Source organism: Streptomyces cellostaticus (genome assembly GCF_001513965.1).
GTDB lineage: Bacteria > Actinomycetota > Actinomycetes > Streptomycetales > Streptomycetaceae > Streptomyces > Streptomyces cellostaticus.
On the sequence record NZ_KQ948050.1, the window covers coordinates 14,635 to 40,800 of the forward strand.

The window sequence follows — 26,166 nt, forward strand, 5'->3', positions numbered from 1 at the left end:
GCCGGGCCCGCGGCCGCCCCGGTCAGCCCTGTGCGCGCTTCTTGCGGCGTTTCCGGTTCGGCCGGTGCGGGCGCTGGAGCGTGTCCAACTCGCCTATGGCGGCCCGGATGTGCGGCGGGTCGCCCGGAGTGGCCGCACCGGCGCACCACCACGACGGGCGCCCGGACACCTTGCGTACATGCATCCCCAGGTCGTGCACGGAGCAGATCGGCCACGCCTGCCACAGGCGCTCCGTGACCGTGTCCTGGGCGGCTTCGGCGACGGCCGCGAGGGCGTCGGCGGCGGTACGGGGCCCGGCCCACAAGGAGTTCCCGTGCCACTGGCCGTCGGCGAGGGCGACGTGGACCTGCTCCGGTTCGCCGTCCTCCCAGGGCGGCAGTGCCATGAGACACAGGGGCCGCTGCTCCGGCAGGGTCACCGCCAGGTCCCGGTTGACCGCCGCCAGGGCCACGTCCCAGAGCGGGTGTTCGCCGGCGGGTACGAAGCGCGGGTCGGGCCGGTGGAAGGGCGAGTGATGCATGGGGTCATCCTCTCCCCTGCACCCGCACTCCTGTCATCTCGTTTCCCACTCGGTCAGCCTGTGCAGCGCCTCGGCCGTACGGCCGAATCCGTCGTCCCCGAGGAGGCCGCGCAGTTCGGTGTTGAAGCGGTCGACCTCGGGCCTGGCGGCGTCCAGTGCGGTCGACCCGGTGTCGGTCAGCTCCAGCACGACAGCGCGGTGTTCGCGCGGATGCGCGGCTCTGGTCAGCAGCCCGGCCGTGACGAGCCGTCGTACCAGACCGGTGACGGCCGGCTCCCCGAGGCCGAGCGCGCGGGCCAGTTCGCCCTGGGTGAGGCCCGGCCTGTCGTGCACCGCGTACAGGGCGCCGAGCTGGGCCGTGGTGATGCCGGCGGCGGCCAGGCAGCGCCGGTCCGCCGTCGTGCGCAGCCGGTGCGCGGCGCGCTGAAGGAGGAAGAACAGGCGCTGGTCGGCGGGCTCGGACATGGGCCGATCTTGACAGACGCACCCCGTCGGCACCACCCTCACTTCACTGGTGAAGTGAGGTGCGTGCGTGAAGGACACCGGGGACGTGACGGACACCCTCGACCTGGAATCGGCCCGCGAGGCCCTGGCGGCGCAGCCGTTCAGCGTGCTGCTCGGGACACGGCTGGTGGCCTTCGGGGCCGGCGCGGCCACGCTCGAACTCGACATCCGCGAGGAGCTGCTCCAGCAGCACGGTTTCCTGCACGGCGGGGTCCTCGGCTACGCGGCGGACAACGCCCTGACGTTCGCCGCCGGTGCCGTGCTCGGCCCCCGTGTCGTCACCGCCGGTTTCACCATCGACTATCTGCGGCCGGCCACCGGCACCCTCCTGCACGCCGAGGCCCACGTCGTCCGGGCCGGCCGCACCCGCGCCGTGTGCCGCTGCGACGTGTCCGCCATCGCCGCCGACGGCACGCCCCGGTTGTGTGCGGTGGCCCAGGGAACCGTTTCGGTGGCCGGACACGCGCAGAGCTGGACCGGCCGCCCGCTGCAGCCTTCGAAGGACGCCCGCTGGACGCACTCCTGACGAGCCGTGAGACTGGTTCGCGTCCGACGCCCCCCGGCTCTCCAGGACGGTGACCATGGAAGAGGAAGTCCCCCGCGTCGAACTCACCCCACAGGCCGCCGAGCTGGTGCGCCGGCTGCGGGCCGAGCACGGCCCGCTGATGTTCCACCAGTCCGGCGGCTGCTGCGACGGCAGTGCGCCCATGTGCTACCCGGACGGCGAGTTCCGTACCGGCGGCTCGGACGTGCTCCTCGCGGAGCTGGCGGTGGAGGGTGTCGAGGAGCCCGTGACCTTCTGGATGTCGAGGAGCCAGTACGAGGTGTGGAGCCACACCCGGCTGATCGTGGACGTGGTACCCGGACGGGGGAGCGGATTCTCGCTGGAGGCACCCGAGGGGGTGCGTTTTCTCACCCGTTCTCGCGTAGTCGACGCCTAGCCACCCCGTACGCCTTCCCCGTCTGGTGCACTTCCCTTGAGTCCTGGGAGAGTTGACGAGACATCAGGGGGCGCAGTGGCGCGCGATCGGCGGCAGACGGCAGCAGGCAGATCGGTTCTCACGGTTCTCACGGCGTTCGGCGTGCTGGCCGGTGCGGCTCTGACGGGGGCGGCACCGGCCGGTGCCGTACCGCTGGGCCAACGGGTCGCACCGGGAATCACCTACCGGCAGTTCGACATCTCGGCGGCGGCAGGGGAGGCACACGCCCATCTGCTCACCGTCGCCCTGGACAATCCGCACGTCCGCCTGGACCTGTTGTACCCGGGGTCGGTGGCGGCCCGCTCGACCGTGTCGAAGCTGGCGGACTCGGCCGGCGCGTTCGCCGGCGCCAACGGCGACTTCTTCAACATCACCGAGACCCAGCACCCGGGCGTCGAGGCGACGGGCGCGACGGTGGGACCGGCGATCGCGGGCGGGCAGGTGCTGAAGGCGGCGGTGCCGAAGGGCCAGCGGTTCGGGCCTTCGCTGCCGCCCGGGACCACCACGACGGACGTCTTCGGCGTGGGCACCGACCACCGGGCCCGACTCGACCGTCTCACGCTCACCGGCTCCGTCGGCACGCCGGAGGGGAAGTTCCCGCTCAAGGGCCTCAACCAGTACGCGCTCGCGGAGAACTCCGTCGGCGCCTTCACCTCGCGGTGGGGCAGCGCCTCACGGGTGCGGGCGACCTGCGGCACGGACACCGACCGGGCGGCGGCGTGCAGCACGGACACCTACGAGGTGACGGTGAAGGGGGGGCAGGTGGTCTCCGCGTCCGACACCCCGGGCAGCGGCTCGATCGCCGCGGACACCACCGTCCTGGTGGGCCGCGAAGAGGGTGCGCAGGAGCTGCGCAAGCTGTCGGTGGGAGACCGGGTCACCGTCACGCACAGCCTGGTGGCGGCCACGAGCAAGGTCCCGTACACGTTCGCGATCGGCGGCTACCCGGTCCTGCGTGACGGCGAGCCGCTGTCCGGCCTCGACGACTCCACCTCGGCCGTGCGCACCGTCGTGGGCTTCGCGGACGGCGGGCAGCAGCTGCTGCTTCTCGCGCTGGACGGGGCCGCCGCCTACCGGAGCGGCCTGACCATCGCGGAAGAGGCGGACGTCATGCAGGATCTGGGCGCGTCCGACGCGTTCAACCTCGACGGCGGCGGCTCGTCGGAGATGGTCACCCGCGATGCGGGCGCGAGCAGCGTGACGGTCCGCAACCACCCGAGCGGCGGCGCCGAACGCCCCGTGCCGAGCGGCATCGGGGTCTTCTCGTCCTGACCCCGCGGCTCAGGGCCGCAGGCTGCTCACCAGGTCGGCGGTCGCGGTGAGCCCGCTGTGGATGGTCGGCGCCATGCTGGTGCCGGCCAGGTAGAAGCCGAGCAGCATGCAGACCACAGCGTGCGAGACCTTCAGCGCTCCGTTGCGCATGAAGATCACGGCAATGACCAGGAGCAGCAGCACCACAGAGATGGAAACGGCCATCGGGAACCTCCTCCGCCACGCCCCCTTGAGCGGCGTTCGGCCGCAAGTGTGGCGTAGCGGAGGGTTCGTCCGGGCGGCTGACATGTCCCCCGATCGTGTGGTGTTATGCGGACATTTGTCCGTCGAGGAACGCCTCCAGGGCGGCGAGGTCGTCGGTGTTGAGGTAGTCGACACCACCGGCCAGGAGTTCCGTCCACAGGGCGTCCCGGGCCGCTCCGGCCGCGTCCGGAGTGGCCCAGAACCGGATCTCCTGCCCGCGCGCGTGGGCGGCGCCGGTGATGCCGCGCAGCTTCTGCCGCTCGGCGTCCGGGAAGGGACCCTGGCCCAGCCAGGTGAAGTTCAGCGTCCAGTTGTCGCTGATCAGCGGGATGAAGGAGGCGGGGGCCGCGCTGCCGAGGTCGGTGAGCCGGCCGTCGTAGAAGGCGCGGCGCTCGGTCTGGGCCTCCAGGGGGATCCGGGCGGCGCGGTCGCCGGAGATGACGGCGGTGACCGGTCCACGGTGGACACGGCCGCGCGCGTAGGTGGTGAACAGGTGCGGGTAGCACCTGAGGTGCCGGTCGAGTTCGAGGTATGTCGAGGAGCCCTCGGTCTTGATGTCGATGAGGAGCTGCAACGGCCGCCGCCAACCCCGGTAGACGCAGCCGTGGTTGGCCTCGACGCGGGCGGCGAGCGGGTCGAGGTAGAGGGATTCGAGGGTGCGGGTCGGGTCCAGCTCGGAGGCGTCGTGGCCGATGAGGAGCTGGTCGCCGACGAGGAAGATGTCGGCCTCGACACTGCCGAAGCGGTGGTCGAGGGCGTCGAGCAGGGGCCGCGGGTGCTCGTAGTCGTTGTGGGCGTGCGCGTTCCACAGCGGGCGCGGGCCACGGTGGCCGCCGCCCGCCCAGGCGTCGGTGGCGGGCAGGGCGACCGCGCCGGCGAGGGCGGCGCCGAGGGTGGTGAGGGCTCTGCGACGGGTGGTGAGGGCCATGCTCTGCCTCCCTTGAGGGGCCGGATGGGACCGGGGAGAGTATGCGTGCGCTCGCCACTCAACGGGCCCCACCCCGCAGGGAGTTGGCCGGACTGCCGCCCTCTGTTCACTTGTCCGGAGCACGGGCACGGAGAAGCCCGCCCCAGGTGGGGCGGGCTTCACGCGCCGGGGGTCAGGGTGCCTGGAGGTCGACCAGTTCGGCCAGCGCCGAGCGATGCGCGCCCGCGGTGCCGTAGGCGATCGAGTCGGCCTTGGCCCGCTTGAGGTACAGGTGGATCGGGTGCTCCCAGGTCATACCGATGCCGGCGTGGAGCTGGAGCGCCTCCTCGGCGGCGTGTACGGCGACGGAGGCGGCGTAGGCCTGGGCGACGGCCACCGTCACGTCGGTGTCCTCGCCGGAGGCCAGCGCGTCCGCGGCGGCGCGGGCGGCGGCCCGGAGGTTGACGACCTCCAGCCACAGCTGGGCGAGCCGGTGCTTGATCGCCTGGAAGCCGCCGACCGGCCGGTTGAACTGCTTGCGTTCTTTCAGATACCGGACCGTCTCGGTCAACGCCCAGTCTGCGACGCCCAGTTGCTCGGAGGCGAGCAGTCCGGCGGCGGCGCGCAGGGCCCGTCGTACGGCGGGCTCGGCGGTACCGATCCGGCGGCCTTCGGCGCCGTCGAGGGTGATGGTGGCGAGGGGCCGGGTCAGGTCCAGGGAGACCTGCGGGGTGATGGTCACCGCGTCGGCGGCCACGGCGTACAGCCCGCCGTCGTCGGCCGGGACGAGCAGCACGTCGGCGGCGGCCGCGTCCGCGATGCCGGTCAGCTCCCCGTGCAGGGTGCCGTTGTCCAGCCGTACGGTCCTGAGGGCGGCGCCCGGAGCCGTGTGCAGCCCGACCGCGAGGGCGCCGATGGTCCGCCCGGCGGCCAGGCGGGTGAGCAGTTCCTCGTCCTCGCAGGCCAGCAGGGCCTCGGTGGCCACGACCGCGCTGGTGAGGTACGGCACGGGCGCGACCGCCCGCCCCAGCTCCTCGAGAACGACGGCGACTTCGCGGTGGGTGGCACCCTGGCCGCCCTGCGCCTCGGGCACCAGCAGCCCGGCCAGGCCCATGCCGTCGGCGAGGGACTTCCACAGGGCGAGGTCGTGCGGGGCGTCCGACTCGGTGCGGACGATCACGTCGGCCGGTGCGCAGTGGTCCGTGAGCAGGTCGCGGACGGCGGCGCGCAGCGCCTCTTCCTCCTCGGAGTAGAGAAGATCCGGCTGTGTGCTCATCGGGCGAGGTCCTTCCAGGCGACGTCCTTGTCGGTGCGCGGCTCGGCGGGCAGGCCGAGGACGCGCTCGGCGACGATGTTCAGCAGGACCTCGCTGGTCCCGCCCTCGATGCTGTTGCCCTTGGAGCGCAGGTAGCGGTAGCCGGCGTCGCGGCCGGTGAAGTCCACCAGTTCGGGGCGCCTCATCGTCCAGTCGTCGTACAAAAGCCCCTCTTCGCCTCGGAGTTCGACCTCCAGGCCGCTGATCTCCTGGTTGAGGCGGGCGAAGGCAAGCTTCATGCCGGCGCCCTCGGGACCGGGCTGGCCCGCGACGAGCTGCTGGCGCAGGCGCTCGGCGGTGAGGCGGGAGACCTCGGACTCCACCCAGAGCTTGAGCAGCCGCTGGTGCAGGTCGTGGGTGCGCAGTTCGGGGCGTTCCCGCCAGGTCTTCGAGACCGGGCCGATCATGCCGCCCTCGCGGGGCAGGCGCATGCCGCCGATGGCGACGCGTTCGTTGTTGAGCGTGGTCTGGGCGACCCGCCAGCCGTCGCCGACCTCGCCGAGGCGGCGGGAGTCGGGGATGCGGACGTCGGTGAGGAAGACCTCGTTGAACTCGGCCTCTCCGGTGATCTGGCGCAGCGGTCGCACCTCGACACCGGGGTCGGTCATGTCGCAGATGAAGTAGGTGATGCCCGCATGCTTGGGCACGTCCGGGTCGGTGCGCGCGATGAGGATGGCCCAGCGGGCGATGTGGGCGCTGGACGTCCACACCTTCTGCCCGTTGACCACCCAGTCGTCACCCTCACGGACGGCCCGGGTGCCGAGCGCGGCCAGGTCGGAGCCGGCGCCGGGCTCGCTGAACAGCTGGCACCAGACCTCCTCCCCCGTCCACAGCGGCCTCAGGTAGCGCCGCTTCTGTTCCTCGGTGCCGTAGCGCAGGACGGTCGGGGCGGCCATGCCGAGGCCGATGCCGATGCGCCGGGGATCGTTGTCCGGGGCGCCCGCGGCCTCCAGTTCGGCGTCCACGACGGTCTGGAGGGCGCGCGGGACACCGAGTCCGCCGAGGCCCTCCGGGTAGTGCACCCAGGCCAGACCGGCGTCGAAGCGGGCCCGGAGGAAGTCGAGGTGGTCGGTCCCGGCGGGCGGGTGCGCGGCCAGCAACTCCCGTGTACGGCTTTGCAGTTCTTCGGCGTCGGTCATGCCGCGGCTCCGTTCTCCATCAGTACGGCGACCCGGCCGGTGGTCACGCCGTCGGCGACCCGCTGCACGGCCGCGGCGGCGCCGGCCAGCGGCACCCGCTCGCTCACCAGCGGCTTGATCGCGCCCTGCGCGGCCAGTTCGGTGAGCTGCTCGTGGCAGTGCAGGACCAGCTTCGGGTTCTTGGTGTTGTACAGGCCCCAATGGAGGCCGAGGATCGAGTAGTTCTTCACCAGGGCGTGGTTGAGGGCAGGGCTCGGGATGCTGCCGCTGGCGAAGCCGACGACGACGATCCGGCCCTCGAAGGCGACGAGCTTGGCGGACTGGGCATAGGCCTCGCCGCCGACCGGGTCGTAGATCACGTCGGCGCCCCGGCCGCCGGTGGCCTCCTTCACGGCCGCGATCACATCCTCACTGCGGCGGTCCACGACCACGTCACAGCCCAGCTCGCGGGCGACGGCGGCCTTGTCGGCGCCCCCCACGACACCGATCACCGTGGCCCCGGCCGCCTTGCCGAGCTGTACGGCCGCGCTGCCGACCCCGCCGGCCGCGGCGTGCACGAGCAGGGTCTCCCCCGCTTCCAGATGGGCCCGGCGGTGCAGGCCGAACCAGCCCGTCTGGTAGCCGATGTGCAGCGCGGCGGCCTCGGCGTCGTCCAGCGCGTCGGGCGCGGGCAGCAGGGCGCGGGCGTCGGCGACGGCGTACTCGGCGAAACCGCCGTACGGCAGCGCGGGGTTGGCGATCACCCGGCGGCCGTCCTCGGTCTCGGCGCAGATCTCCACTCCGGGTGTGAAGGGCAGCGGCGGCCGCACCTGGTACTGCCCCCGGCACAGCAGCGCGTCCGGGAAGTTGATGTTGGCGGCCCGCACGCGCAGCAGCACCTGGCCGTCACCGGGCGTGGGCCGCTCCACCTCCGCCAGGCGCATCACCTCGCGCGGCTCGCCGTTCTCGTGCACTTGCCATGCCTGCATGCGGGGCCTCCACGGGACTGCTTCGTCTGACCGGTCCGACGGCATACTAAGCGGTCGCTTGCCGATCAGGGAACAGTCGGCTCAGGGAACAGTCGCACGCGTCACTTACGAGCCGGCCGCGCCCGTACGTGCATCCGCTCCCCCTGGGGCCCGAACAGGCTGAGGAACTCCACCGGCCCCTCCCCCGTCGACCCGAACCAGTGCGGCACCCGCGTGTCGAACTCCGCCGCCTCCCCCGCCGACAGCACCACGTCGTGCTCACCGAGCACCAGCCGGAGCCTGCCCGAGAGCACGTACAACCACTCGTACCCCTCGTGGGTGCGCGGCTCCGGCTCCTGCTTGCGCTGCGATTCCAGGACCTTGAAGGCCTGGAGGCCGCCGGGCTGGCGGGTCAGCGGCCAGAAGGTGCGGCCGTGCCGTTCGACGGGCTTCGCCCGCACCCGGGGGTCGCCGACCGGCGGGGCGCCGACCAGCTCGTCCAGCGGTACCTGGTGGGCCTGGGCGATGGGCAGCAGCAGCTCCAGGCTGGGCTTGCGCAGACCGGACTCCAGCCGGGACAGAGTGCTGACGGAGATGCCGGTCGCCCCGGACAGCGCCGCCAGGGTCACCTCCCGCTCCTTGCGGATCCGCCGCAGCCGCGGGCCCACGCCCGCCAGAACGTCGTCGGTGCTCTCGGTGCTCATGTCCATATTGCATTTTCGGCAAAGGCGCTTGTCAATACAGCAGGGTGCGACGGCAACACCCCAAAGGGGCGCGGCGCTGTGTCCGATGTGCGGCTGCCGCCGCGCGGGCGCGACCAGCCACGACGTACCCGCAGGTAAGGCACCGCGCATCCGGCGGAACGCTGGTGCACCATGGCTGCATGCTGCTGTCCCGGCTCGCGGAGGTGTCCCGGGAGGTCGCCGCGACGGCGGCCCGGTCCCGCAAGACGACCCTGCTCGCGGAACTGTTCCGGGAGGCGGAGGCGGACGACGTGCCGATCGTCATCCCCTATCTGGCCGGACGGCTCCCCCAGGGGCGGCTCGGCGTCGGCTGGAAGGTGCTCAGCCGCCCGGTCCCGCCGGCCGCCGAGCCCTCCCTGACCGTGCGGGAGGTCGACGCCCGGCTCAGCGAGCTGGGCAAGGTGTCCGGGCCCGGCTCCCAGGCGGAGCGGACCCGGATCGTCGGCGAGCTGATGGGCGCGGCCACCGAGGAGGAGCAGCGCTTCCTGCTCGGCCTGCTCACCGGCGAGGTCCGCCAGGGCGCGCTGGACGCGGTCGCCGTGGAGGGCCTCGCCCGGGCAACCGGCGCGGACCCGGCCGACGTGCGGCGGGCGGTGATGCTCGCCGGGTCGCTGCAGACGGTGGCCCAGGCTCTGCTTGCCGAGGGACCGGGCGCACTGGAGCGGTTCCGGCTCACCGTGGGCCGTCCGGTGCTGCCGATGCTGGCGCACAGCGCCTCCTCGGTCGCCGAGGCGGTGGAGAAGCTGGGCGCGTGCGCGGTGGAGGAGAAGCTGGACGGTATCCGCGTGCAGGTGCACCGCGACGGCAGCGCGGTGCGGATCCACACCCGCACCCTGGACGACATCACCGACCGGCTGCCCGAAGTGACCCGCGCCGCCCTGGGGTTGGCGAGCGAGCGGTTCGTCCTCGACGGCGAGGTGATCTCCTTCGACGCGGACGGCCGGCCCCGCTCCTTCCAGGAGACGGCGGGCCGGGTCGGCTCCCGGACCGATGTGGCGAGGGCCGCCCGGGAGGTGCCCGTCTGCCCGGTCTTCTTCGACGTGCTCCTGGTCGGCGGCCAGGAGCTGCTCGACCTCCCGTTCTCGGAGCGGCACGCGCTGCTGGCCGAACTGGTGCCCGGCCCGATGCGGGTCCGCCGGACCGTGGCGTCGGGGCCGCAGCACATCCCCGAGGCGGAACAGTTCCTCGCCGACACCCTGGCCCGCGGCCACGAGGGCGTGGTCGTCAAGGCGCTGGACGCCCCCTACAGCGCGGGCCGGCGCGGTGCCTCCTGGCTGAAGGTCAAGCCCGTGCACACCCTGGACCTCGTGGTGCTGGCGGCGGAGTGGGGCCACGGCCGGCGCACCGGCAGGCTCTCCAACCTCCACCTCGGCGCCCGCAACCCCGACGGCACGTTCGCGATGCTCGGCAAGACCTTCAAGGGCATGACCGACGCGATGCTCGCCTGGCAGACCGAGAAGCTCCAGGAGCTGGCCGTCGAGGACAACGGCTGGGGGGTCACCGTACGCCCCGAACTCGTCGTGGAGATCGCCTACGACGGCCTGCAGCGCTCCTCCCGCTACCCGGCCGGCGTCACCCTGCGCTTCGCGCGCGTCGTCCGCTACCGCGAGGACAAGCGGCCCGGGGAGGCCGATACGGTGGAGTCCCTGCTGGCTGCCCACCCGGAGGTCAAGCCGTGACGGTGCGGACGACGAAACGCAGCGCGGGACTGCTGCTGTTCCGGCACACCGACGACGGGCTGGAGGTGCTGCTCGGCCACATGGGCGGCCCCTTCTTCGCGAAGAAGGACGCCGGTGCGTGGACCGTCCCCAAGGGCGAGTACGAGCCCGACGAGCCCGCCTGGGAGGCGGCCCGCCGCGAGTTCCGCGAGGAGCTGGGGCTGGCGCCGCCCGACGGGGAGGCCGTGGCGCTGGGCGAGGTCGCGCAGGCCAACGGCAAGATCGTCACGGTATGGGCGATCGAGGCCGACCTGGACCCGGAGACGATCGACCCCGGCACCTTCACCATGGAGTGGCCGCCGAGGTCCGGCCGGATGCAGGAGTTCCCGGAGCTGGACCGGGTGGCGTGGTTCGGTCCGGACCGGGCGCGAGAGGTGATCGTCCGGGCGCAGGCCGCGTTTCTCGACCGGCTGGCGGAGCACTCGGGCTGAAGAGGGCCTCACGCGTTGCGGCGGGCACCTGCGCGCGCGAAGGTCTAAGCAAGCCCGCTCCCAGGGAGGTCAGCCATGCCCATCGCGACGGTGAACCCGGCGAACGGCGAGACGCTCAAGACGTACGAGCCCATGGGCGAGGAGGAGCTGGAACGCCGGCTCCAGCTCGCCGAGGCGACGTTCCGCACCTACCGGACGACCACGTTCGCCGAACGCTCCCGACTGCTGAACAAGGCCGCCGACCTGCTGGAGGAGGACCAGCAGGAGATCGGCCGGGTCATGACCACCGAGATGGGCAAGCCGGTCAAGCAGGCCCGCGCGGAGGCCGCGAAATGTGCCAAGGCGATGCGCTGGTACGCCGAGCGCGCCGAGGGGCTGCTGGCCGACCAGGAGCCCGCCGAGTCGGACGTGCGGGACTCCGGCGCCCTGCGGGTCCGGGTCCGCTACCGGCCGCTCGGGCCCGTCCTCGCGGTGATGCCCTGGAACTTCCCCCTCTGGCAGGTCATCCGCTTCGCCGCGCCCGCGCTGATGGCGGGCAACGTGGGCCTGCTCAAGCACGCCTCGAACGTTCCCCAGACGGCCCTGTACCTGGAGGACCTGTTCCACCGGGCGGGCTTCAAGGAGGGCTGCTTCCAGACGCTGCTGATCGGCTCGGGAGCGGTCGACGCCGTCCTGCGCGACGAGCGGGTCAAGGCCGCGACGCTCACCGGCAGCGAGCCGGCCGGACGCGCGGTCGCCGCCGCCTCCGGCGAGATGATCAAGAAGACGGTGCTGGAGCTGGGCGGCAGCGACCCGTACGTCGTCATGCCCTCCGCCGACCTCGACCGGGCGGCGCGGATCGCCGTGACCGCGCGGGTGCAGAACAACGGGCAGTCGTGCATCGCCGCCAAGCGGTTCATCGTGCACTCCGACGTGTACGACGCCTTCGCCGAGAAGTTCGTCGCGGACATGAAGGCGCTCAAGATCGGCGACCCGCTGGAGGAGGACACCGAGGTCGGGCCGCTCGCCAGCGAGCAGGGACGGAGCGACCTGGAGGAGCTGGTCGACGACGCGAAGCGCAGCGGGGCCGAGGTGCTGTGCGGCGGGCAGCGCCCGGAGGGGCCGGGCTGGTACTACCCGCCGACGGTACTGGCGGGCATCACCCGCGAGATGCGCATCCACCGCGAGGAGGCGTTCGGACCGGTCGCCACGCTGTACCGGGCCGGCGACCTGGACGAGGCGGTCCTGATCGCCAACGACTCGCCGTTCGGGCTGAGTTCGAACGTGTGGACGCGGGACGACAACGAGGTGGAGCGGTTCGCACGGGACCTGGAGGCGGGGGCCGTGTACGTCAACGGCATGACCGCCTCCCATCCGGCGTTTCCGTTCGGAGGTGTGAAGAGGTCCGGATACGGGCGTGAGCTGTCCGAGCACGGAATCCGGGAGTTCTGCAACATCACCACGGTTTGGCAGGGTGCGTGAGTGCTGCGCGGCTACCATCCCGTTTGTGAACCGCGAAGTGACTCTGCCTCTGATCGTCGACGACCGCGGTACCTTGCAGGTGGCTGCGGCCGACGTGAGTAAGTTGTTGCGGACCGTGGGTGGGCGGTGGCTGCATCTTGTCGAGGACGGGGAGCAGGGGCTGGACGAGGACACGGTTGCCGCGTTGACGATTGAGCTGGCGAAGCTTGCGGATCGTATTGATGTGGCCTGTATCGCGCACAGCAGTGGGGCGCCGTAGGCGCGGCGGAGCCGCATAGGGAACACAGCTCCGCGCCCCTAGGCTGGCTGCCCCAACGTTGCCCAGAACATTGCCTCGTATGCCTGGAGCAAACGGCCGTACTGGTGCGCCGCTGTCTCGTTCAGGCGGCCGGTGTCCAGCGCCGCCTCTACCGCTGACGTCGCCCAGGTGTCCAGGTCGGGATCCGGTTCCGCGAAGAAGTCGAAGAAGGCGCAGGCCTCGTCCGGGAAGTCGTAGTGACGGCGCAGACCGTCGGCGATGCGGGCGCAACAGCCGCCCCACGCCGAGAAGTTGGCGGTGAGGGCCAGGATCGCGTCTGCCGGGCAGGCGTTGAGGGCCAGCCAGGACACGTAGGCGGGGTAGGCCTGGCAGCCGGGCCGGGGGGTGTAGGAGCGGGTTCGTTGCCCGGTCACGCCGGATGCCGCAGCGAACGCGGTCAGATGCTCGCCCGCCAGGGTCTCGCCCTCGGCGAGCGAGGTGAAGAAGGCGGCCGCGGCGGGGGTGCCGGCCGCGCGCTCCGCCAGATGTGCGAAGGAGCGCTGGTCCGCGGCGATCACCCACTGCTGTTCCAGGGCCAGGGTAGCGAGGGTCTCGCGGCTCGCCTCGCCCCGGGCGATCAGCGGGACGAGGCGGTTGGCCCGGGGGTCCGGGGCGAGTTGAGCGGTGGCAGAGGCCAGTAGTTCAGCGGCCGAGGGAGTCATCGGGTCCTCCTGAGGGGGGTGCGGGTCCGGATCCGATCCCTACCCGTTGTCCCCGATTCGGAGTAATCCGACGAGAGATAGTCGCCCCCTCGGGTGAACCTGGGTGGACCACCTTCTGACCGGCGGGCGCAGGTCTGCCGGACGGCGAAAGCAGGGACGGCTCATGGCGACTTTGTGCAGACCCTCGGTGTCCGTACCAGAACACGTGATCACGATGGAGGAGACGCTGGACCTGGCGCGTGAGCACCACGCGGACCACCCCCAGCTCCCGCTGGCCCTCCGGCTGATCGAGAACACGGGCGTCCGCACCCGGCACATCGTGCAGCCCATCGAGGAGACCCTGAAGCACCCCGGGTTCGAGGACCGCAACAAGCTCTACGAGGCCGAGGCGAAGGCCCGCGTCCCCGCGGTGATCCAGCGGGCGCTGGACGACGCCGAACTCCTGACGTCCGACGTCGACGTCATCATCTACGTGTCGTGCACGGGCTTCATGATGCCCTCGCTGACCGCGTGGCTGATCAACGAGATGGACTTCCCGAGCACCACCCGCCAGCTCCCCATAGCCCAGCTGGGCTGTGCGGCCGGCGGCGCCGCCATCAACCGGGCCCACGACTTCTGCTCGGCCTACCCCGAGGGCAACGTGCTGATCGTGGCCTGCGAGTTCTGCTCGCTGTGCTACCAGCCCACCGACCTCGGCGTCGGCTCGCTCCTGTCCAACGGCCTGTTCGGCGACGGCATCGCCGCGGCCGTGGTGCGCGGCCGGGGCGGCACGGGCGTCCAGCTGGAGCGCAACGGCTCGTACCTGATCCCCAAGACCGAGGACTGGATCGCGTACGACGTCCGGGCCACCGGCTTCCACTTCCTGCTGGACAAGCGGGTGCCGACCACCATGGAGCCGCTCGCCCCGGCGCTCCAGGACCTCGCGGGCACACACGGCTGGGACGCCGCCGACCTGGACTTCTACATCATCCACGCGGGCGGGCCCCGAATACTCGACGACCTGAGCAAGTTCCTGCAGGTCGACCCGCACGCCTTCCGGTTCAGCCGGGCCACGCTCACCGAGTACGGCAACATCGCCAGCGCCGTCGTCCTGGACGCGCTGCGCCGGCTGTTCGAGGAGGGCGGTGCCGAGCACCGGGCGCGCGGGCTGCTGGCCGGGTTCGGGCCCGGCATCACCGCCGAGATGACCGTGGGCCGCTGGGTCCGGAACGGCGAGATGAGACGATGAGCGAAGAGACCCTCACCGAGACCCTGCCCCCGGTCCGGCACTGGCCGGCCCTCGACCTGACCGGGACGGACTTCGACCCGGTGCTGACCGAGCTGATGCGCGAGGGCCCGGTCACCCGCATCCAGCTGCCCAACGGCGAGGGCTGGGCGTGGCTGGTCACCCGCTACGACGACGTACGCATGGTGACCAACGACCCCCGCTTCAGCCGCGAGGCGGTCATGGGCAAGCAGGTCACCCGGCTCGCCCCGCACTTCATCCCGGACCGGGGCGCGGTCGGCTTCCTGGACCCGCCCGACCACACCCGGCTGCGCCGCTCGGTGGCCGCCGCGTTCACCACAAAGGGCGTGGAGCGGGTCCGCGACAGGGCCCGCCGCATGCTGGACGAGCTGGTCGACGAACTCCTCCAGGACGGCCCGCCCGCCGACCTCACGGCGACGATCCTCAGCCCCTTCCCGATCGCGGTGATCTGCGAGCTGATGGGCGTCCCGGCCGCCGACCGGCACGGCATGCACACCTGGACCCAGCTGATCCTGTCCTCCTCGCACGGCAAGGAGATCAGCGAGAAGGCCAAGCGCGAGATGAGCGCGTACTTCTCCGACCTCATCGGGCTGCGCGAGGGCAGCACGGCCGAGGACGTCACCTCGCTGCTCGGTGCCGCGGTGGGCCGGGACGAGGTCACCCTGGAGGAGGCCGTCGGCCTCGCCGTCCTCCTCCAGATCGGCGGCGAGGCGGTCACCAACAACAGCGGCCAGATGTTCTACCTGCTGCTGACCCGCCCGGACCTGGTGGAACGGCTGCGCTCCGAGCCGGAGATCCGCCCGAAGGCCATCGACGAGCTGCTGCGCTACATCCCGCACCGCAACGCCGTGGGCCTGTCCCGGATCGCGAGGGAGGACGTGGAGGTCAGGGGTACCCGCATCCGCGCGGGCGACCCGGTCTACGTCTCCTACCTGGCCGCCAACCGCGACCCGGACGTCTTCCCCGATCCGGAGACCATCGACGTCTCCCGCAGCCCCAACCCGCACGTGGCGTTCGGCTTCGGCCCGCACTACTGCCCCGGCGGCATGCTGGCCCGGCTGGAGTCGGAGCTGCTGGTGGACGCCCTGCTGGACCGGGTGCCGGGCCTGAGACTCGCCGTACCGCCGAACCAGGTGCCCTTCAGGAAGGGCGCGCTGATCCGCGGCCCCGAGGCCCTGCCGGTGACCTGGTGAGTGGCCCATGACGGAGACCGAGGGACTGCTCGTACCGCCGGGCCACGGCCGCGTCGTCGCGACGCCGGCCCAGCGGGTCACGTTCAAGGTCACCGGAACCCACTCGCGGACGGCCTCCACCTTCGAGGTGGAGGTCCCGCCCGGCTTCGACGTCGGCGCCCATGTGCACACCCGCAGCGAGGAGTTGTTCTACGTACTCGAAGGCGAACTGGACGTACTCGCCTTCGAGCCGCGCGTCCGTACCCCCGACAACTGGCGGAAGTGGGAGTCGAGTTCGGGCAGCCAAGTGGTACGGGCCGTTCCGGGCACGGTGATCGTCGTACCACCGGGATGCCCACATGCCTTCGCCAACCCGACGGACACACCCGCGAAGATGTTCTTCCAGGCGAGCCCGCCACCGGATCACGAGCGCTACTTCGAGGAGCTGCTGGAGATCCTCGGCAACGGGGGGCCGCCGGACCAGGAGGCCATCGAGGCGCTGCGGGCCAAGTACGACATCCAGCAACTGACTCCACTCAGGCACGGGTGATTCCCCACGGCACTACCGAATCGGCATCCCAGCCAACGTCCGCGCAATAACGAGCCGCTGAATCTCGCTCGTACCCTCAAAGATCGTGTAGATCGCCGAATCCCGGTGCATCCGCTCGACGGGGTACTCACGGGTGTACCCGTTGCCACCGAGGATCTGGATCGCCTGCGCGGTCACCGTCTTCGCGGTCTCGCTGGCGAACAGCTTGGACATCGACCCCTCGGCCGCAGTGAACGGCTTCCCGTTGACCGCCATCCACGAGGCCCGCCACACCAGCAGCCGCGCAGCGTCGATCTGCGTCCGCATGTCCGCGAGCTGGAAAGCGACGCCCTGGTTGTCGATGATCGGCCGCCCGAACTGCTCGCGCGTCTTGGCGTAATCGAGGGCGACCTCGTAGGCGGCCCGGGCTGTGCCGAGCGCCATCGCGCCCACGGCCGGCCGCGACGCCTCGAACGTGGCCATCGCCGCGTTCTTCACCCGCTCGCCACCGGAGGCCTTCGCCTTCTCGCGGGAACGGGCCAGCCGCTCGTCCAGCTTCTCCTTGCCGCCGAGCAGGCAGGAGCCGGGGACGCGGACGTTGTCGAGGATGACCTCGGCGGTGTGCGAGGCGCGGATGCCGTGCTTCTTGAACTTCTGCCCCTGGGCGAGGCCCGGCGTGCCCGGCGGGACGATGAAGGAGGCGTGGCCCTTGGAGCCCAGCTCCGGGTCGACCACGGCGACGACGACGTGGACGTTGGCAATGCCGCCGTTGGTCGCCCAGGTCTTCGTGCCGTTGATCACCCACTCGTCCTTGGCCTCGTCGTACACCGCACGCGTGCGCATGGAGGCCACGTCGGAGCCGGCGTCGGGCTCGGAGGAGCAGAAGGCGGCGACCTTGACGTCGTTCGGGTCGCCGTACATCTGCGGGATCCAGGTGCCGATCTGTTCCTCGGTTCCGTTGGCGAGAACGCCCACGGCGGCCAGGCCGGTGCCCACAATGGAGAGGGCGATGCCCGCGTCGCCCCAGAACAGCTCCTCCATGGCCATCGGGATACCGAGGCCGGTGGGGTCGAAATACTGCTGCGCGTAGAAGTCGAGGGAGTAGATGCCGACCTTCGCGGCCTCCTGGATGACCGGCCAGGGAGTCTCCTCACGCTCGTCCCATTCGGCGGCCGCGGGGCGGATGACGTCGGCGGCGAAGCCGTGCAGCCAGTCCCGGACCTCCTTCTGTTCGTCGTTGAGCTCCATGGTGAACTCGGCCATGTCCCCTCCAGCGGCGGCGCGTGTTACTAGCGGTAACCCGAGTCTGTTACCGACCGGTAGGAAAAGTCAACTCCTCATGACGCCTCGGCATCCCGTTCGATGTCAGGGGCACAGTCAGTGTTAGTTTGCGCAGGCGTCACCGAATCAGCACGGGTGGGGAGAGCACATGGACACCACACAGCGGACCGATCAGCAACGGTCCGCCGACCGCCGACGGCGCGAGCTGCTGGAGGCCGCCGACCGGGTGGTGCTCCGCGACGGCCCGCAGGCGTCGATGAACGCCATCGCCGCCGAGGCCGGTATCACGAAGCCCATCCTGTACCGCCACTTCGGAGACAAGGGCGGACTTTACGCCGCGCTTGCCAAGCGGCACACGGACGCACTGCTCGATTCGCTGCGGGCGGCACTGGACGCTCCGGCCGATCGACGGGAGCGGGTGGAGTCCACGCTGGACACGTATCTGTCCGCAATCGAGGCACGGCCTCAGGTGTACCGGTTCCTCATGCATCCGGCGGAGGGCAGCACCGGCGGCGACCAGGGCTTCGACGTCGGCAAGCATTCGGCTCCGCTGCTTCGGCGGATGGGCGAGGAGCTGGCTCAGGTCATCGAGGAGCGGTTGGATCTCGGACCCGGCAGTCAGCAGCTCGCCCGGGTGTGGGGGCACGGGATCGTCGGGATGATGCACGCGGCCGGGGACTGGTGGCTCGGTGAGCGGCCGTGTTCGCGCGCCGAGTTGGTCAGGTCGCTCGCCGATCTCCTGTGGGGGCGTCTGGCTGCTGCGGGGGACAAAATCGGCGGTCCCGGGTTCTGACGGTTCGCTTCCGGCCCCTGCCCTACACCGCTCACCGGTGCCAGGAAGATCGGGAGATTTGTCTCATCAACCTGCGGTGGCGCCAGCCCGTCAGGTGGTCGGCGTACACCGTGCCCTCCAGGTGGTCGCACTCGTGCTGCAGGCACCTGGCAAAGAATCCTGTGCCGTGCACGGTGACCGGCTCTCCGGTCACCGTGAAACCCTCGACGACCGCGTGGTCGTAGCGTTCCGTCCCCGCCTCCAGCCCCGGCAGGGACAAGCAGCCCTCCGGGCCGCGGATCACCACACCGTCCGTCTCCACCAGCCGCGGATTCACCAGATGTCCGAGGTGCCGCACGTCCTCGTCATCCGGACAGTCGTACACGAACACCCGCAAAGGGACCCCAACCTGGTTCGCGGCCAGGCCCACTCCCTGTGCCGCGTACATCGTGGCGAACAAGTCCTCCACCAGCCGGGAGAGTTCGGCGCCGAAGTCGGTGACTTCCCCGCATGGCTCGCTGAGCGGGGTGTCGCCGAGCAGTGTGAGTGGCCGGACTCGCCCGTGGGCGCCCGGGATGGAACCGTGTCGCATGGTCGCAAGGGTACGGTTCCCTCGGCACACGCCAGCCGCGCAGGCAGCTCACCGGCAGCCGGGATTCGGGTGTGCGAATGGATCTCGATAGGCTGAGGTCCACACCACGTTGCCGGATGGCCCAGGGCGCGGCGCGTACGCAAGGAGGATCGAGAACTGATGGCAGGCAACTCGGACCCGCTCACGCCGCGGGCCAAGCTGGCCGTGACCGCGGGAAAGGCGGTCGCTGCGGCATCACGCGCCGCGGGGCGCGGCAGCGGGTCGGTGATCGGTGGCCGGGTCGCGCTGAAACTCGACCCCGACCTGCTCGCCCGGCTCGCGCAGAACCTGGACGTCGTCCTGGTGTCGGCGACCAACGGCAAGACCACGACCACCCGGCTCATCGCGGAGGCGCTGCGCGCCGCCGGCCCGGTCGTGTCGAACGCGCTCGGCGCCAACATGCCGGCCGGCATCACCTCCGCGCTCGCGGGCGGCTCGGACGGCAAGTTCGGTGTCATCGAGGTCGACGAGAAGTACCTGGCCGGTGTGGCGCGGGACACCAGCCCGAAGTGCATCGCCCTGCTGAACCTCTCCCGTGACCAGCTGGACCGCGCCGCCGAGACCCGCATGCTCGCGGAGAACTGGCGTGAGGGTCTGGCCGGGTCCAAGGCCGTGGTCGTCGCCAACTGCGACGACCCGCTGGTGGTCTGGGCCGCCTCCTCCTCCCCGAATGTGATCTGGGTCGCGGCCGGGCAGATGTGGAAGGACGACGCCTGGTCCTGCCCGTCGTGCGGTGGCGTGATGCAGCGCCCCGGTGACGACTGGTTCTGCGGCGAGTGCGGCTTCCGCCGGCCGACGCCGACCTGGGCGCTGTCCGGGGATCACGTACTGGATCCGCACGGGTCCGCCTGGCCGATCCACCTCCAGCTGCCGGGCCGCGCCAACAAGGCGAACGCGGCCAGCTCCGCGGCCGTGGCCGCCGTCTTCGGAGTGCCGCCGCAGGTGGCCCTGGAGCGGATGTACCAGGTGCAGGCCGTCGCCGGGCGGTACGACGTCGTCCAGTTCCAGGACCGTGACCTGCGGCTGCTGCTGGCGAAGAACCCGGCCGGCTGGCTGGAGACGTTCTCCCTCATCGACCCCCCGCCCACCCCGGTGATCCTGTCGGTGAACGCGCGCGGGGCCGACGGCACCGACACCTCCTGGCTGTGGGACGTCGACTACACGCGGCTGACCGGCCACCCGATCTTCGTCATCGGCGACCGGAAGCTCGACCTCGCCGTCCGCCTGGAGGTCGCGGGGCAGCACTTCCAGGTCTGCGACAACCTCGACCAGGCGGTCCAGCTGGCCCCGCCCGGCCGGATCGAGGTCATCGCGAACTACACCGCGTTCCAGGACCTGCGCCGCCGCGTCGGCAACTGATCAGGAAGGGCGATCACCTCATGAGCGACAACCAACTGCGGCTGGTGTGGATCTACCCGGACCTGCTGAGCACCTACGGCGACCAGGGCAACGCGCTCGTCGTGGAGCGCCGGGCACGGCAGCGGGGCCTGGACGTGGCCCGGCTGGACGTGCGCAGCGACCAGCCGATCCCGACCTCCGGCGACATCTACCTCATCGGCGGCGGCGAGGACCGGCCGCAGCGGCTGGCGGCCGAGAGACTGCGGCGCGACGGCCATCTGCAGCGGGCGGTGGAGAACGGCGCGATCGTCTTCTCCGTCTGCGCCGGCTACCAGATCCTCGGCCACGAGTTCATCAACGACCTCGGCCAGCGCGAGCCCGGCCTCGGCCTGATCGACGTGGTGTCGGTGCGCGGCGAGGGCGAGCGGTGCGTCGGTGACGTCCTCGCGGACATCGACCCGCAGCTCGGCCTGCCCCAGCTGACCGGCTTCGAGAACCACCAGGGCGTCACCCACCTCGGCCCCACGGCCCGCCCCTTCGCCCAGGTCCGGCTGGGCCGGGGCAACGGCACCGGGGACGGGACGGAGGGCGCGTACAACGGGACGGTCTTCGGTACGTACATGCACGGACCGGTCCTCGCCCGTAACCCGCAGATCGCCGACCTGCTGCTGAAGCTGGCGCTCGACGTCAACGCGCTGCCGGCGATCGACGACCGCTGGTACGACGCGCTCCGCAACGAGCGCATCGCGGCTGCGCAGCAGCCTGCGTGATCACTGTGGCGCAGCAGCCTGCGTAAGCGCCGCCTCAGCGGCATCTCAGCGCACTCCGGCACTCTTGCAGGGGGTTCGCCTGACGGGCCGTCCGCTCACATGTGCGGGCGCGTCCAGCAGGCGGACGCCCGCTACGGAGCCACCCCCTCACGCCGGTAGGGTGGCCGGGAATCCGCCGGACGACGTGGTCCGGTTTCCCGGCCCACGTTGAGAAGGTATTTCGGGCTATGCGCATTGGTGTCCTCACGTCAGGCGGCGACTGCCCCGGCCTGAACGCCGTCATCCGGTCCGTCGTGCACCGTGCCGTCGCCGACCACGGCGACGAGGTCATCGGTTTCCGGGACGGCTGGAAGGGCCTCCTGGAATGCGACTACATGAAGCTCGACCTCGACGCCGTGGGCGGCATACTGGCGCGCGGCGGCACCATCCTCGGCTCCTCCCGGGTCCAGCCCTCGCACCTGCGGGACGGCGTGGAGCGGGCCAAGGGCCATGTCGAGGAGCTCGGCCTGGACGCGATCATCCCGATCGGCGGCGAGGGCACGCTGAAGGCGGCTCGGCTGATGTCGGACAACGGCCTGCCCATCGTCGGCGTCCCGAAGACCATCGACAACGACATCGCCGTCACGGATGTCACCTTCGGCTTCGACACGGCGGTGGGAGTCGCCACCGAGGCCCTTGACCGGCTCAAGACCACCGCCGAGTCCCATCAGCGCGTGCTGGTCGTGGAGGTCATGGGCCGGCACACCGGCTGGATCGCGCTGCACTCCGGCATGGCGGCCGGCGCGCACGCCGTCGTCGTACCGGAACGGCCCTTCGACATCGAGGAGTTGGCGAGGAAGGTCGGCGAGCGGTTCGAGGCGGGCAAGCGGTTCGCCATCGTGGTCGCCGCGGAGGGGGCCAAGCCGCGTCCCGGCTCCATGGAGTTCGACGAGGGCGGCAAGGACATGTACGGCCACGAGCGCTTCGCGGGAATCGCACGGCAGCTCTCCATCGAGCTGGAGCAGCGGCTCGGCAAGGAGGCGCGGCCGGTGATCCTGGGGCATGTGCAGCGGGGCGGTACGCCGACGGCGTACGACCGGGTGCTGGCGACCCGGTTCGGGTGGCATGCGGTGGAGGCCGTGCACCGCGGGGAGTTCGGGCAGATGACCGCGCTGCGCGGGACCGACATCGTCATGGTGTCGCTCGCCGAGGCCGTGGAGACGCTGAAGACGGTGCCTGCGGAGCGGTACGACGAGGCGGAGTGCGTCCTGTAGTTCACCCGAGAACAAACCGCCCCCGGTCACAGCCGTGACCGGGGGCGGTTCTACTCTTGGGGGCGGACAGACGCGTACAACCCCCACGAATCAGGAGCCGGCGGATGGATCACAGCGGGCACGGCATGATGATGGATCTGCCGCCGTTCACGCTGGGGCGCGGGCTCCAGTGGTCGGCGGATCCCTTCTTCCTCATCGCCTGCCTGCTGGGGCTCGGCCTGTACGGCTGGGGTGTGGTGCGGCTGCGGCGGCGCGGGGACGCGTGGCCCGCGGCCCGTACGGTGTCGTACGTCGTCGGTGTGCTGACCATCGCGCTGGTGATGTGCACCAAGCTGAACGACTACGGCATGGTCATGTTCAGCGTGCACATGGTGCAGCACATGGTGATCAGCATGCTCTCGCCGATCCTGATCCTGCTGGGCGCCCCGGTCACGCTCGCGCTGCGGGCGCTGCCGGTGGCCGGCAAGGGCCGCAAGGGGCCTCGTGAGCTGCTGCTGGCGCTGCTGCACAGCCGGTACATGCGGATCATCACACACCCGGTGTTCACGATCCCGCTGTTCGTCGCGAGCCTGTACGCGCTGTACTTCACCCCGATCTTCGACTTCCTGATGGGGTCGAGGACCGGGCACATCGCGATGATGGTGCACTTCCTCGCCGTGGGTGTGGTGTTCTTCTGGCCGATCATCGGCGTGGACCCGGGTCCCCACCGGCCGGGTCACCTGATGCGGATGCTGGAGCTGTTCGCGGGCATGCCGTTCCACGCCTTCTTCGGCATCGCGCTGATGATGGCCTCGGAGCCGATGGTGGAGACGTTCAAGAACCCGCCCGCCTCGCTCGGCATCGACGCGCTCTCCGATCAGAACGCGGCCGGCGGGATCGCCTGGGCGTTCAGCGAGATCCCGTCCGTGCTGGTGCTGATCGCGCTGCTGTTCCAGTGGTACGGCTCCGAGCAGCGGCAGGCCAAACGCAAGGACCGGGCCGCCGACCGGGACGGCGACAAGGAGCTGGAGGCTTACAACGCCTATCTGGCCTCGCTCAACGCGCGCGAGGGCTGAGTACGCCGTATCCCCTCCCGGGGGAATTCGGGGCACCATGGTCAAGGACGGACCATGAGGAGGGTGTCGCGATGCCCGGTTCCACGAACGGTTCCACCAAGGCGATGGGGGCGATGACCGTCGGCGGGCTCGTCGTCGTGACGGCCTACACGGTCGCCCTCGGCAGCAACGGCTGGCTGTGGTTCGGCTGGGTGGTGCTGGGGCTGCTGACGCTCGCCATGGTCGTCACCCAGTCGTAGGACGCTCGTTGCGGGCGTGGCTGATTACAGTGCCCGCATGAACAGCAGGGCTGCCTCCTTCGACGACCTCGACCGCAAGATCATCACCGCGCTGATGGCGAACGCCAGGACCAGCTTCGCCGAGATCGGCGCGGCGATCGGGCTGTCGTCCACCGCGGTCAAGCGGCGCGTGGACCGGCTGCGGGAGACCGGTGTGATCACCGGGTTCACGGCGACCGTGCAGCCCTCCGCGCTCGGCTGGCGCACGGAGGCGTACGTCGAGGTGTACTGCGAGGGCGCGGCCCCGCCGCGGCGCCTGGCGGAGGTCGTGCGCAACCATCCGGAGATCACGGCGGCCATGACGGTGACGGGCGGCGCGGACGCGCTGCTGCATGTACGGGCGCGGGACGTGGAGCACTTCGAGGAGGTGCTGGAGCGGATTCGCGCCGAGCCGTTCATCCGGAAGACGATCAGCGTGATGGTGCTGTCCCACCTGCTCCCGGAAAGCCCGGAAGCGGGCGCCACCCACGCCGCACCGGAGTGATCGCGAAGCAAACCTCTGGCCGCGCAGTTCTCGTGCGTTCTTCCCGGCAATAACGCAGCGATGCTGCGCATGCACGCAGCTTTTGTTTCTTGTCGCCCGTCTCCGTCATTTCCTACCGTGGTGTCCACCCTCAGTGACACACAGGAAAGCGGAGGAAACCCTCTGTGGCCGAAAGCCGTGTGCCGCGCCCTCGGCGCTTCCTTGTCTGCGAACCCAGACACTTCGCCGTGCAGTACGCGATCAATCCCTGGATGCATCCCGACACACCCGTCGACGTGGATCTGGCCCAGGAGCAGTGGCAGGCGCTGATCCGCGCCTACCGTGCCCACGGCCACCACGTCGAGGCGGTCGATCCCGTCCCCGGCCTGCCCGACATGGTCTTCGCCGCGAACGCGGCGTTCGTGGTCGGCGGCCGGGTCTTCGGCTCCCTGTTCCACGCGCCGGAGCGGCGCCCCGAGTCGGTCCACTACGACACCTGGTTCAAGGCGGCGGGCTACGACGTCTACCGCCCCGAGGCGGTGACCGAGGGCGAGGGAGACCTGGTGTGGACGGGCCGGTACGTGCTGGCCGGCACCGGTTTCCGCACCACGCGCGACGCCCACCGGGAGGCGCAGGAGTTCCTCGGTCACCCGGTGATCGGTCTGACCCTGGTGGACCCGTACTTCTACCACCTGGACACGGCGCTGTTCGTCCTGGACGACGACAACATCGTCTACTACCCGGAGGCGTTCTCCCCAGGCAGCCGGGAGGTGCTCAAGCGCCTGTACCCGGACGCGGTGCTCGCCACCCGCGACGACGCGATGACGTTCGGCCTGAACTCCGTGTCCGACGGCCGGCACGTCTTCATCGCCCCCAAGGCCGAGGCGCTGGCCGAGCGCCTGGCCGACCACGGTTACGTCCCCGTCCCCGTCGACCTGTCGGAGTTCCACAAGGCCGGCGGTGGCATCAAGTGCTGCACCCAGGAGATCCGCTGATGACCGCACCCGCACACGCCCGTACCTCCGGCGACCTGATCCGGGCGGAGGAGCCGGTCCTCGCGCACAACTACCACCCTCTGCCCGTGGTCGTCGCCCGGGCCGAGGGCACCTGGGTGGAGGACGTCGAGGGCCGCCGCTACCTCGATATGCTGGCCGGCTACTCGGCGCTCAACTTCGGCCACCGGCACCCGGTGCTGATCGAGGCCGCGCACCGCCAGCTGGACCGGCTCACCCTCACCTCCCGCGCCTTCCACAACGACCGGCTCGCCGAGTTCGCCGAGCGGCTCGCGGCGCTGACCGGCCTGGACATGGTGCTGCCGATGAACACCGGCGCGGAGGCGGTGGAGAGCGGCATCAAGGTGGCCCGCAAGTGGGCGTACGACGTGAAGGGCGTCCCCGCCGACCAGGCCACGATCGTGGTCGCGGCGGAGAACTTCCACGGCCGTACGACGACGATCGTCAGCTTCTCCACGGACGAGTCGGCCCGCGCCGGTTTCGGCCCCTTCACGCCCGGCTTCCGGATCGTCCCGTACAACGACCTGGCCGCGCTGGAAGCGGCGGTGGACGAGACGACGGCCGCGGTGCTGATCGAGCCCATCCAGGGCGAGGCCGGGGTCCTGATCCCGGACGAGGGCTACCTGGCCGGCGTGCGTGAGCTGACGCGCCGCAAGGGGTGCCTGTTCATCGCGGACGAGATCCAGTCGGGCCTCGGCCGCACCGGCCGTACCCTCGCCGTCGAGCACGAGGACGTCGTCCCGGACGTGCTGCTGCTCGGCAAGGCGCTCGGCGGCGGCATCGTACCGGTGTCGGCGGTGGTGGCCCGGCGCGAGGTGCTGGGCGTGCTGCACCCGGGCGAGCACGGCTCCACGTTCGGCGGGAACCCCCTCGCCGCGGCGGTCGGCACGGCGGTGGTCGAGCTGCTGGAGACCGGTGAGTTCCAGCGGCGGGCGGCCGAGCTGGGTCTGGTCCTGCGCGGCGGGCTGGCCGAGCTGGTCGGCAAGGGCGTGACCGGTTTCCGCGCGCGCGGGCTGTGGGCGGGCGTCGACGTCGACCCGGCCATCGGCACCGGCCGGGAGATCAGCGAGCGCCTGATGCGGGAGGGGATCCTGGTCAAGGACACTCACGGTTCCACGATCCGGCTGGCGCCCCCGCTGACCATCACCGCCGGGGAACTGCGCTCCGCGCTGGGCGTGCTGGAGAAGGTGCTGGGCGAGGGGAACTGAGCGGGGGCAGGGGGCCG

General features: G+C 71.0%; 30 protein-coding genes. 19 read left to right on the forward strand and 11 right to left on the reverse strand.

What is annotated here, in order from left to right:
- Positions 1-22: 22 nt before the first annotated feature.
- Complete coding sequence (locus AQI88_RS37720) at positions 23-520, reverse strand: hypothetical protein (RefSeq protein ID WP_067008966.1); 498 nt, start codon at positions 518-520, stop codon at positions 23-25.
- A 33-nt stretch (positions 521-553) separates the two neighbouring features.
- Positions 554-985 carry a MarR family winged helix-turn-helix transcriptional regulator gene (locus AQI88_RS37725; RefSeq protein WP_067008968.1) on the reverse strand — a complete coding sequence of 144 codons (432 nt, stop codon included), beginning with the start codon at positions 983-985 and terminating at the stop codon, positions 554-556.
- An 85-nt stretch (positions 986-1,070) separates the two neighbouring features.
- Here AQI88_RS37725 and AQI88_RS37730 point away from each other — a divergent pair, with 85 nt between their 5' ends.
- The 3 genes from AQI88_RS37730 (at position 1,071) to AQI88_RS37740 (ending at position 3,276) form a co-directional block, all read left to right on the forward strand.
- A complete protein-coding gene (locus AQI88_RS37730) occupies positions 1,071-1,550 on the forward strand; it encodes a PaaI family thioesterase (RefSeq protein WP_067009130.1) in 480 nt (159 codons plus the stop codon).
- 55 nt (positions 1,551-1,605) lie between these two features.
- The gene (locus AQI88_RS37735) at positions 1,606-1,965 is read left to right on the forward strand and encodes a DUF779 domain-containing protein (RefSeq protein ID WP_067008971.1); all 360 of its coding nucleotides are present in this window, start codon (positions 1,606-1,608) and stop codon (positions 1,963-1,965) included.
- 141 nt (positions 1,966-2,106) lie between these two features.
- Positions 2,107-3,276, forward strand: a complete 1,170-nt coding sequence (locus AQI88_RS37740) for a phosphodiester glycosidase family protein (protein ID WP_067008974.1) — start codon at positions 2,107-2,109, stop codon at positions 3,274-3,276.
- A 9-nt stretch (positions 3,277-3,285) separates the two neighbouring features.
- Here AQI88_RS37740 and AQI88_RS37745 read toward each other — a convergent pair whose 3' ends face one another.
- From AQI88_RS37745 to AQI88_RS37770, 6 genes are all read right to left on the reverse strand, one after another.
- On the reverse strand, positions 3,286-3,480 hold the full coding sequence (locus AQI88_RS37745) for a hypothetical protein (RefSeq protein WP_067008978.1): 195 nt from the start codon (positions 3,478-3,480) through the stop codon (positions 3,286-3,288).
- Between the two features lie 103 nt (positions 3,481-3,583).
- Positions 3,584-4,447: a phosphatidylinositol-specific phospholipase C/glycerophosphodiester phosphodiesterase family protein gene (locus AQI88_RS37750; RefSeq protein WP_067008982.1), complete on the reverse strand. Its 864-nt coding sequence runs from the start codon at positions 4,445-4,447 to the stop codon at positions 3,584-3,586.
- Between the two features lie 172 nt (positions 4,448-4,619).
- A complete protein-coding gene (locus AQI88_RS37755; RefSeq protein WP_067008985.1) occupies positions 4,620-5,702 on the reverse strand; it encodes an acyl-CoA dehydrogenase family protein in 1,083 nt (360 codons plus the stop codon).
- Positions 5,699-6,880 (reverse strand): acyl-CoA dehydrogenase family protein, encoded by a 1,182-nt coding sequence (locus tag AQI88_RS37760; RefSeq protein ID WP_067008988.1) that lies wholly within the window; start codon positions 6,878-6,880, stop codon positions 5,699-5,701. Before AQI88_RS37760 ends, AQI88_RS37755 begins: the two co-directional genes overlap by 4 nt.
- Entirely contained in the window at positions 6,877-7,848 is a 972-nt protein-coding gene (locus AQI88_RS37765; protein WP_067008991.1) for an NADPH:quinone oxidoreductase family protein, read from the reverse strand. The genes AQI88_RS37760 and AQI88_RS37765 overlap by 4 nt, the downstream gene beginning before the upstream one ends.
- 101 nt (positions 7,849-7,949) lie before the next feature.
- Positions 7,950-8,531, reverse strand: coding sequence for a helix-turn-helix domain-containing protein (locus AQI88_RS37770; RefSeq protein WP_067009133.1), 582 nt, complete (start codon positions 8,529-8,531; stop codon positions 7,950-7,952).
- A 179-nt stretch (positions 8,532-8,710) separates the two neighbouring features.
- Here AQI88_RS37770 and AQI88_RS37775 point away from each other — a divergent pair, with 179 nt between their 5' ends.
- From AQI88_RS37775 to AQI88_RS37790, 4 genes are all read left to right on the forward strand, one after another.
- Positions 8,711-10,249: an ATP-dependent DNA ligase gene (locus AQI88_RS37775; RefSeq protein ID WP_067008994.1), complete on the forward strand. Its 1,539-nt coding sequence runs from the start codon at positions 8,711-8,713 to the stop codon at positions 10,247-10,249.
- Entirely contained in the window at positions 10,246-10,719 is a 474-nt protein-coding gene (locus AQI88_RS37780; protein ID WP_067008997.1) for an NUDIX hydrolase, read from the forward strand. Before AQI88_RS37775 ends, AQI88_RS37780 begins: the two co-directional genes overlap by 4 nt.
- 75 nt (positions 10,720-10,794) lie before the next feature.
- The gene (locus AQI88_RS37785) at positions 10,795-12,180 is read left to right on the forward strand and encodes an NADP-dependent succinic semialdehyde dehydrogenase (RefSeq protein ID WP_067009000.1); all 1,386 of its coding nucleotides are present in this window, start codon (positions 10,795-10,797) and stop codon (positions 12,178-12,180) included.
- Positions 12,181-12,205: 25 nt separating this feature from the next.
- Entirely contained in the window at positions 12,206-12,439 is a 234-nt protein-coding gene (locus AQI88_RS37790; RefSeq protein WP_067009138.1) for a DUF6213 family protein, read from the forward strand.
- A gap of 38 nt (positions 12,440-12,477) precedes the next feature.
- On the opposite strand, the gene AQI88_RS37795 is transcribed toward AQI88_RS37790, so the two are convergent.
- Positions 12,478-13,140, reverse strand: coding sequence for a thiaminase II/PqqC family protein (locus AQI88_RS37795; protein WP_067009004.1), 663 nt, complete (start codon positions 13,138-13,140; stop codon positions 12,478-12,480).
- Positions 13,141-13,303: 163 nt separating this feature from the next.
- Here AQI88_RS37795 and AQI88_RS37800 point away from each other — a divergent pair, with 163 nt between their 5' ends.
- From AQI88_RS37800 to AQI88_RS37810, 3 genes are read left to right on the forward strand one after another with little or no spacing between them, the layout of a single operon-like run.
- The gene (locus AQI88_RS37800) at positions 13,304-14,368 is read left to right on the forward strand and encodes a type III polyketide synthase (protein WP_067009007.1); all 1,065 of its coding nucleotides are present in this window, start codon (positions 13,304-13,306) and stop codon (positions 14,366-14,368) included.
- Positions 14,365-15,579, forward strand: a complete 1,215-nt coding sequence (locus AQI88_RS37805) for a cytochrome P450 (RefSeq protein ID WP_067009011.1) — start codon at positions 14,365-14,367, stop codon at positions 15,577-15,579. Before AQI88_RS37800 ends, AQI88_RS37805 begins: the two co-directional genes overlap by 4 nt.
- Before the next feature lie 7 nt (positions 15,580-15,586).
- Positions 15,587-16,108: a cupin domain-containing protein gene (locus AQI88_RS37810; protein ID WP_067009014.1), complete on the forward strand. Its 522-nt coding sequence runs from the start codon at positions 15,587-15,589 to the stop codon at positions 16,106-16,108.
- A gap of 12 nt (positions 16,109-16,120) precedes the next feature.
- Here the strand turns inward: AQI88_RS37810 and AQI88_RS37815 are convergent, their stop codons facing one another.
- Entirely contained in the window at positions 16,121-17,350 is a 1,230-nt protein-coding gene (locus AQI88_RS37815; protein ID WP_067009018.1) for an acyl-CoA dehydrogenase family protein, read from the reverse strand.
- A 166-nt stretch (positions 17,351-17,516) separates the two neighbouring features.
- Between AQI88_RS37815 and AQI88_RS37820 the strand changes: the two genes are divergently transcribed.
- Positions 17,517-18,161: a TetR/AcrR family transcriptional regulator gene (locus tag AQI88_RS37820; protein WP_067009021.1), complete on the forward strand. Its 645-nt coding sequence runs from the start codon at positions 17,517-17,519 to the stop codon at positions 18,159-18,161.
- A gap of 31 nt (positions 18,162-18,192) precedes the next feature.
- On the opposite strand, the gene def is transcribed toward AQI88_RS37820, so the two are convergent.
- The gene (def, locus tag AQI88_RS37825; protein WP_067009025.1) at positions 18,193-18,732 is read right to left on the reverse strand and encodes a peptide deformylase; all 540 of its coding nucleotides are present in this window, start codon (positions 18,730-18,732) and stop codon (positions 18,193-18,195) included.
- 159 nt (positions 18,733-18,891) lie between these two features.
- On the opposite strand from def, the gene AQI88_RS37830 reads away from it, so the two are divergent.
- From AQI88_RS37830 to rocD, 8 genes are all read left to right on the forward strand, one after another.
- Positions 18,892-20,130 (forward strand): MurT ligase domain-containing protein, encoded by a 1,239-nt coding sequence (locus AQI88_RS37830; protein ID WP_067009028.1) that lies wholly within the window; start codon positions 18,892-18,894, stop codon positions 20,128-20,130.
- Between the two features lie 20 nt (positions 20,131-20,150).
- Positions 20,151-20,879, forward strand: coding sequence for a type 1 glutamine amidotransferase (locus AQI88_RS37835; RefSeq protein ID WP_067009031.1), 729 nt, complete (start codon positions 20,151-20,153; stop codon positions 20,877-20,879).
- A 227-nt stretch (positions 20,880-21,106) separates the two neighbouring features.
- A complete protein-coding gene (locus tag AQI88_RS37840; protein WP_067009034.1) occupies positions 21,107-22,132 on the forward strand; it encodes a 6-phosphofructokinase in 1,026 nt (341 codons plus the stop codon).
- A gap of 104 nt (positions 22,133-22,236) precedes the next feature.
- Positions 22,237-23,187 carry a cytochrome c oxidase assembly protein gene (locus AQI88_RS37845; RefSeq protein ID WP_067009037.1) on the forward strand — a complete coding sequence of 317 codons (951 nt, stop codon included), beginning with the start codon at positions 22,237-22,239 and terminating at the stop codon, positions 23,185-23,187.
- Positions 23,188-23,258: 71 nt separating this feature from the next.
- Positions 23,259-23,426, forward strand: coding sequence for a hypothetical protein (locus tag AQI88_RS45445; protein ID WP_101372805.1), 168 nt, complete (start codon positions 23,259-23,261; stop codon positions 23,424-23,426).
- Between the two features lie 37 nt (positions 23,427-23,463).
- A complete protein-coding gene (locus AQI88_RS37850) occupies positions 23,464-23,949 on the forward strand; it encodes an Lrp/AsnC family transcriptional regulator (RefSeq protein ID WP_067009039.1) in 486 nt (161 codons plus the stop codon).
- A gap of 164 nt (positions 23,950-24,113) precedes the next feature.
- Positions 24,114-24,923, forward strand: a complete 810-nt coding sequence (ddaH, locus tag AQI88_RS37855) for a dimethylargininase (protein WP_067009042.1) — start codon at positions 24,114-24,116, stop codon at positions 24,921-24,923.
- Entirely contained in the window at positions 24,923-26,149 is a 1,227-nt protein-coding gene (gene rocD / locus AQI88_RS37860) for an ornithine--oxo-acid transaminase (protein ID WP_067009045.1), read from the forward strand. The genes ddaH and rocD overlap by 1 nt, the downstream gene beginning before the upstream one ends.
- Positions 26,150-26,166: the final 17 nt, after the last annotated feature.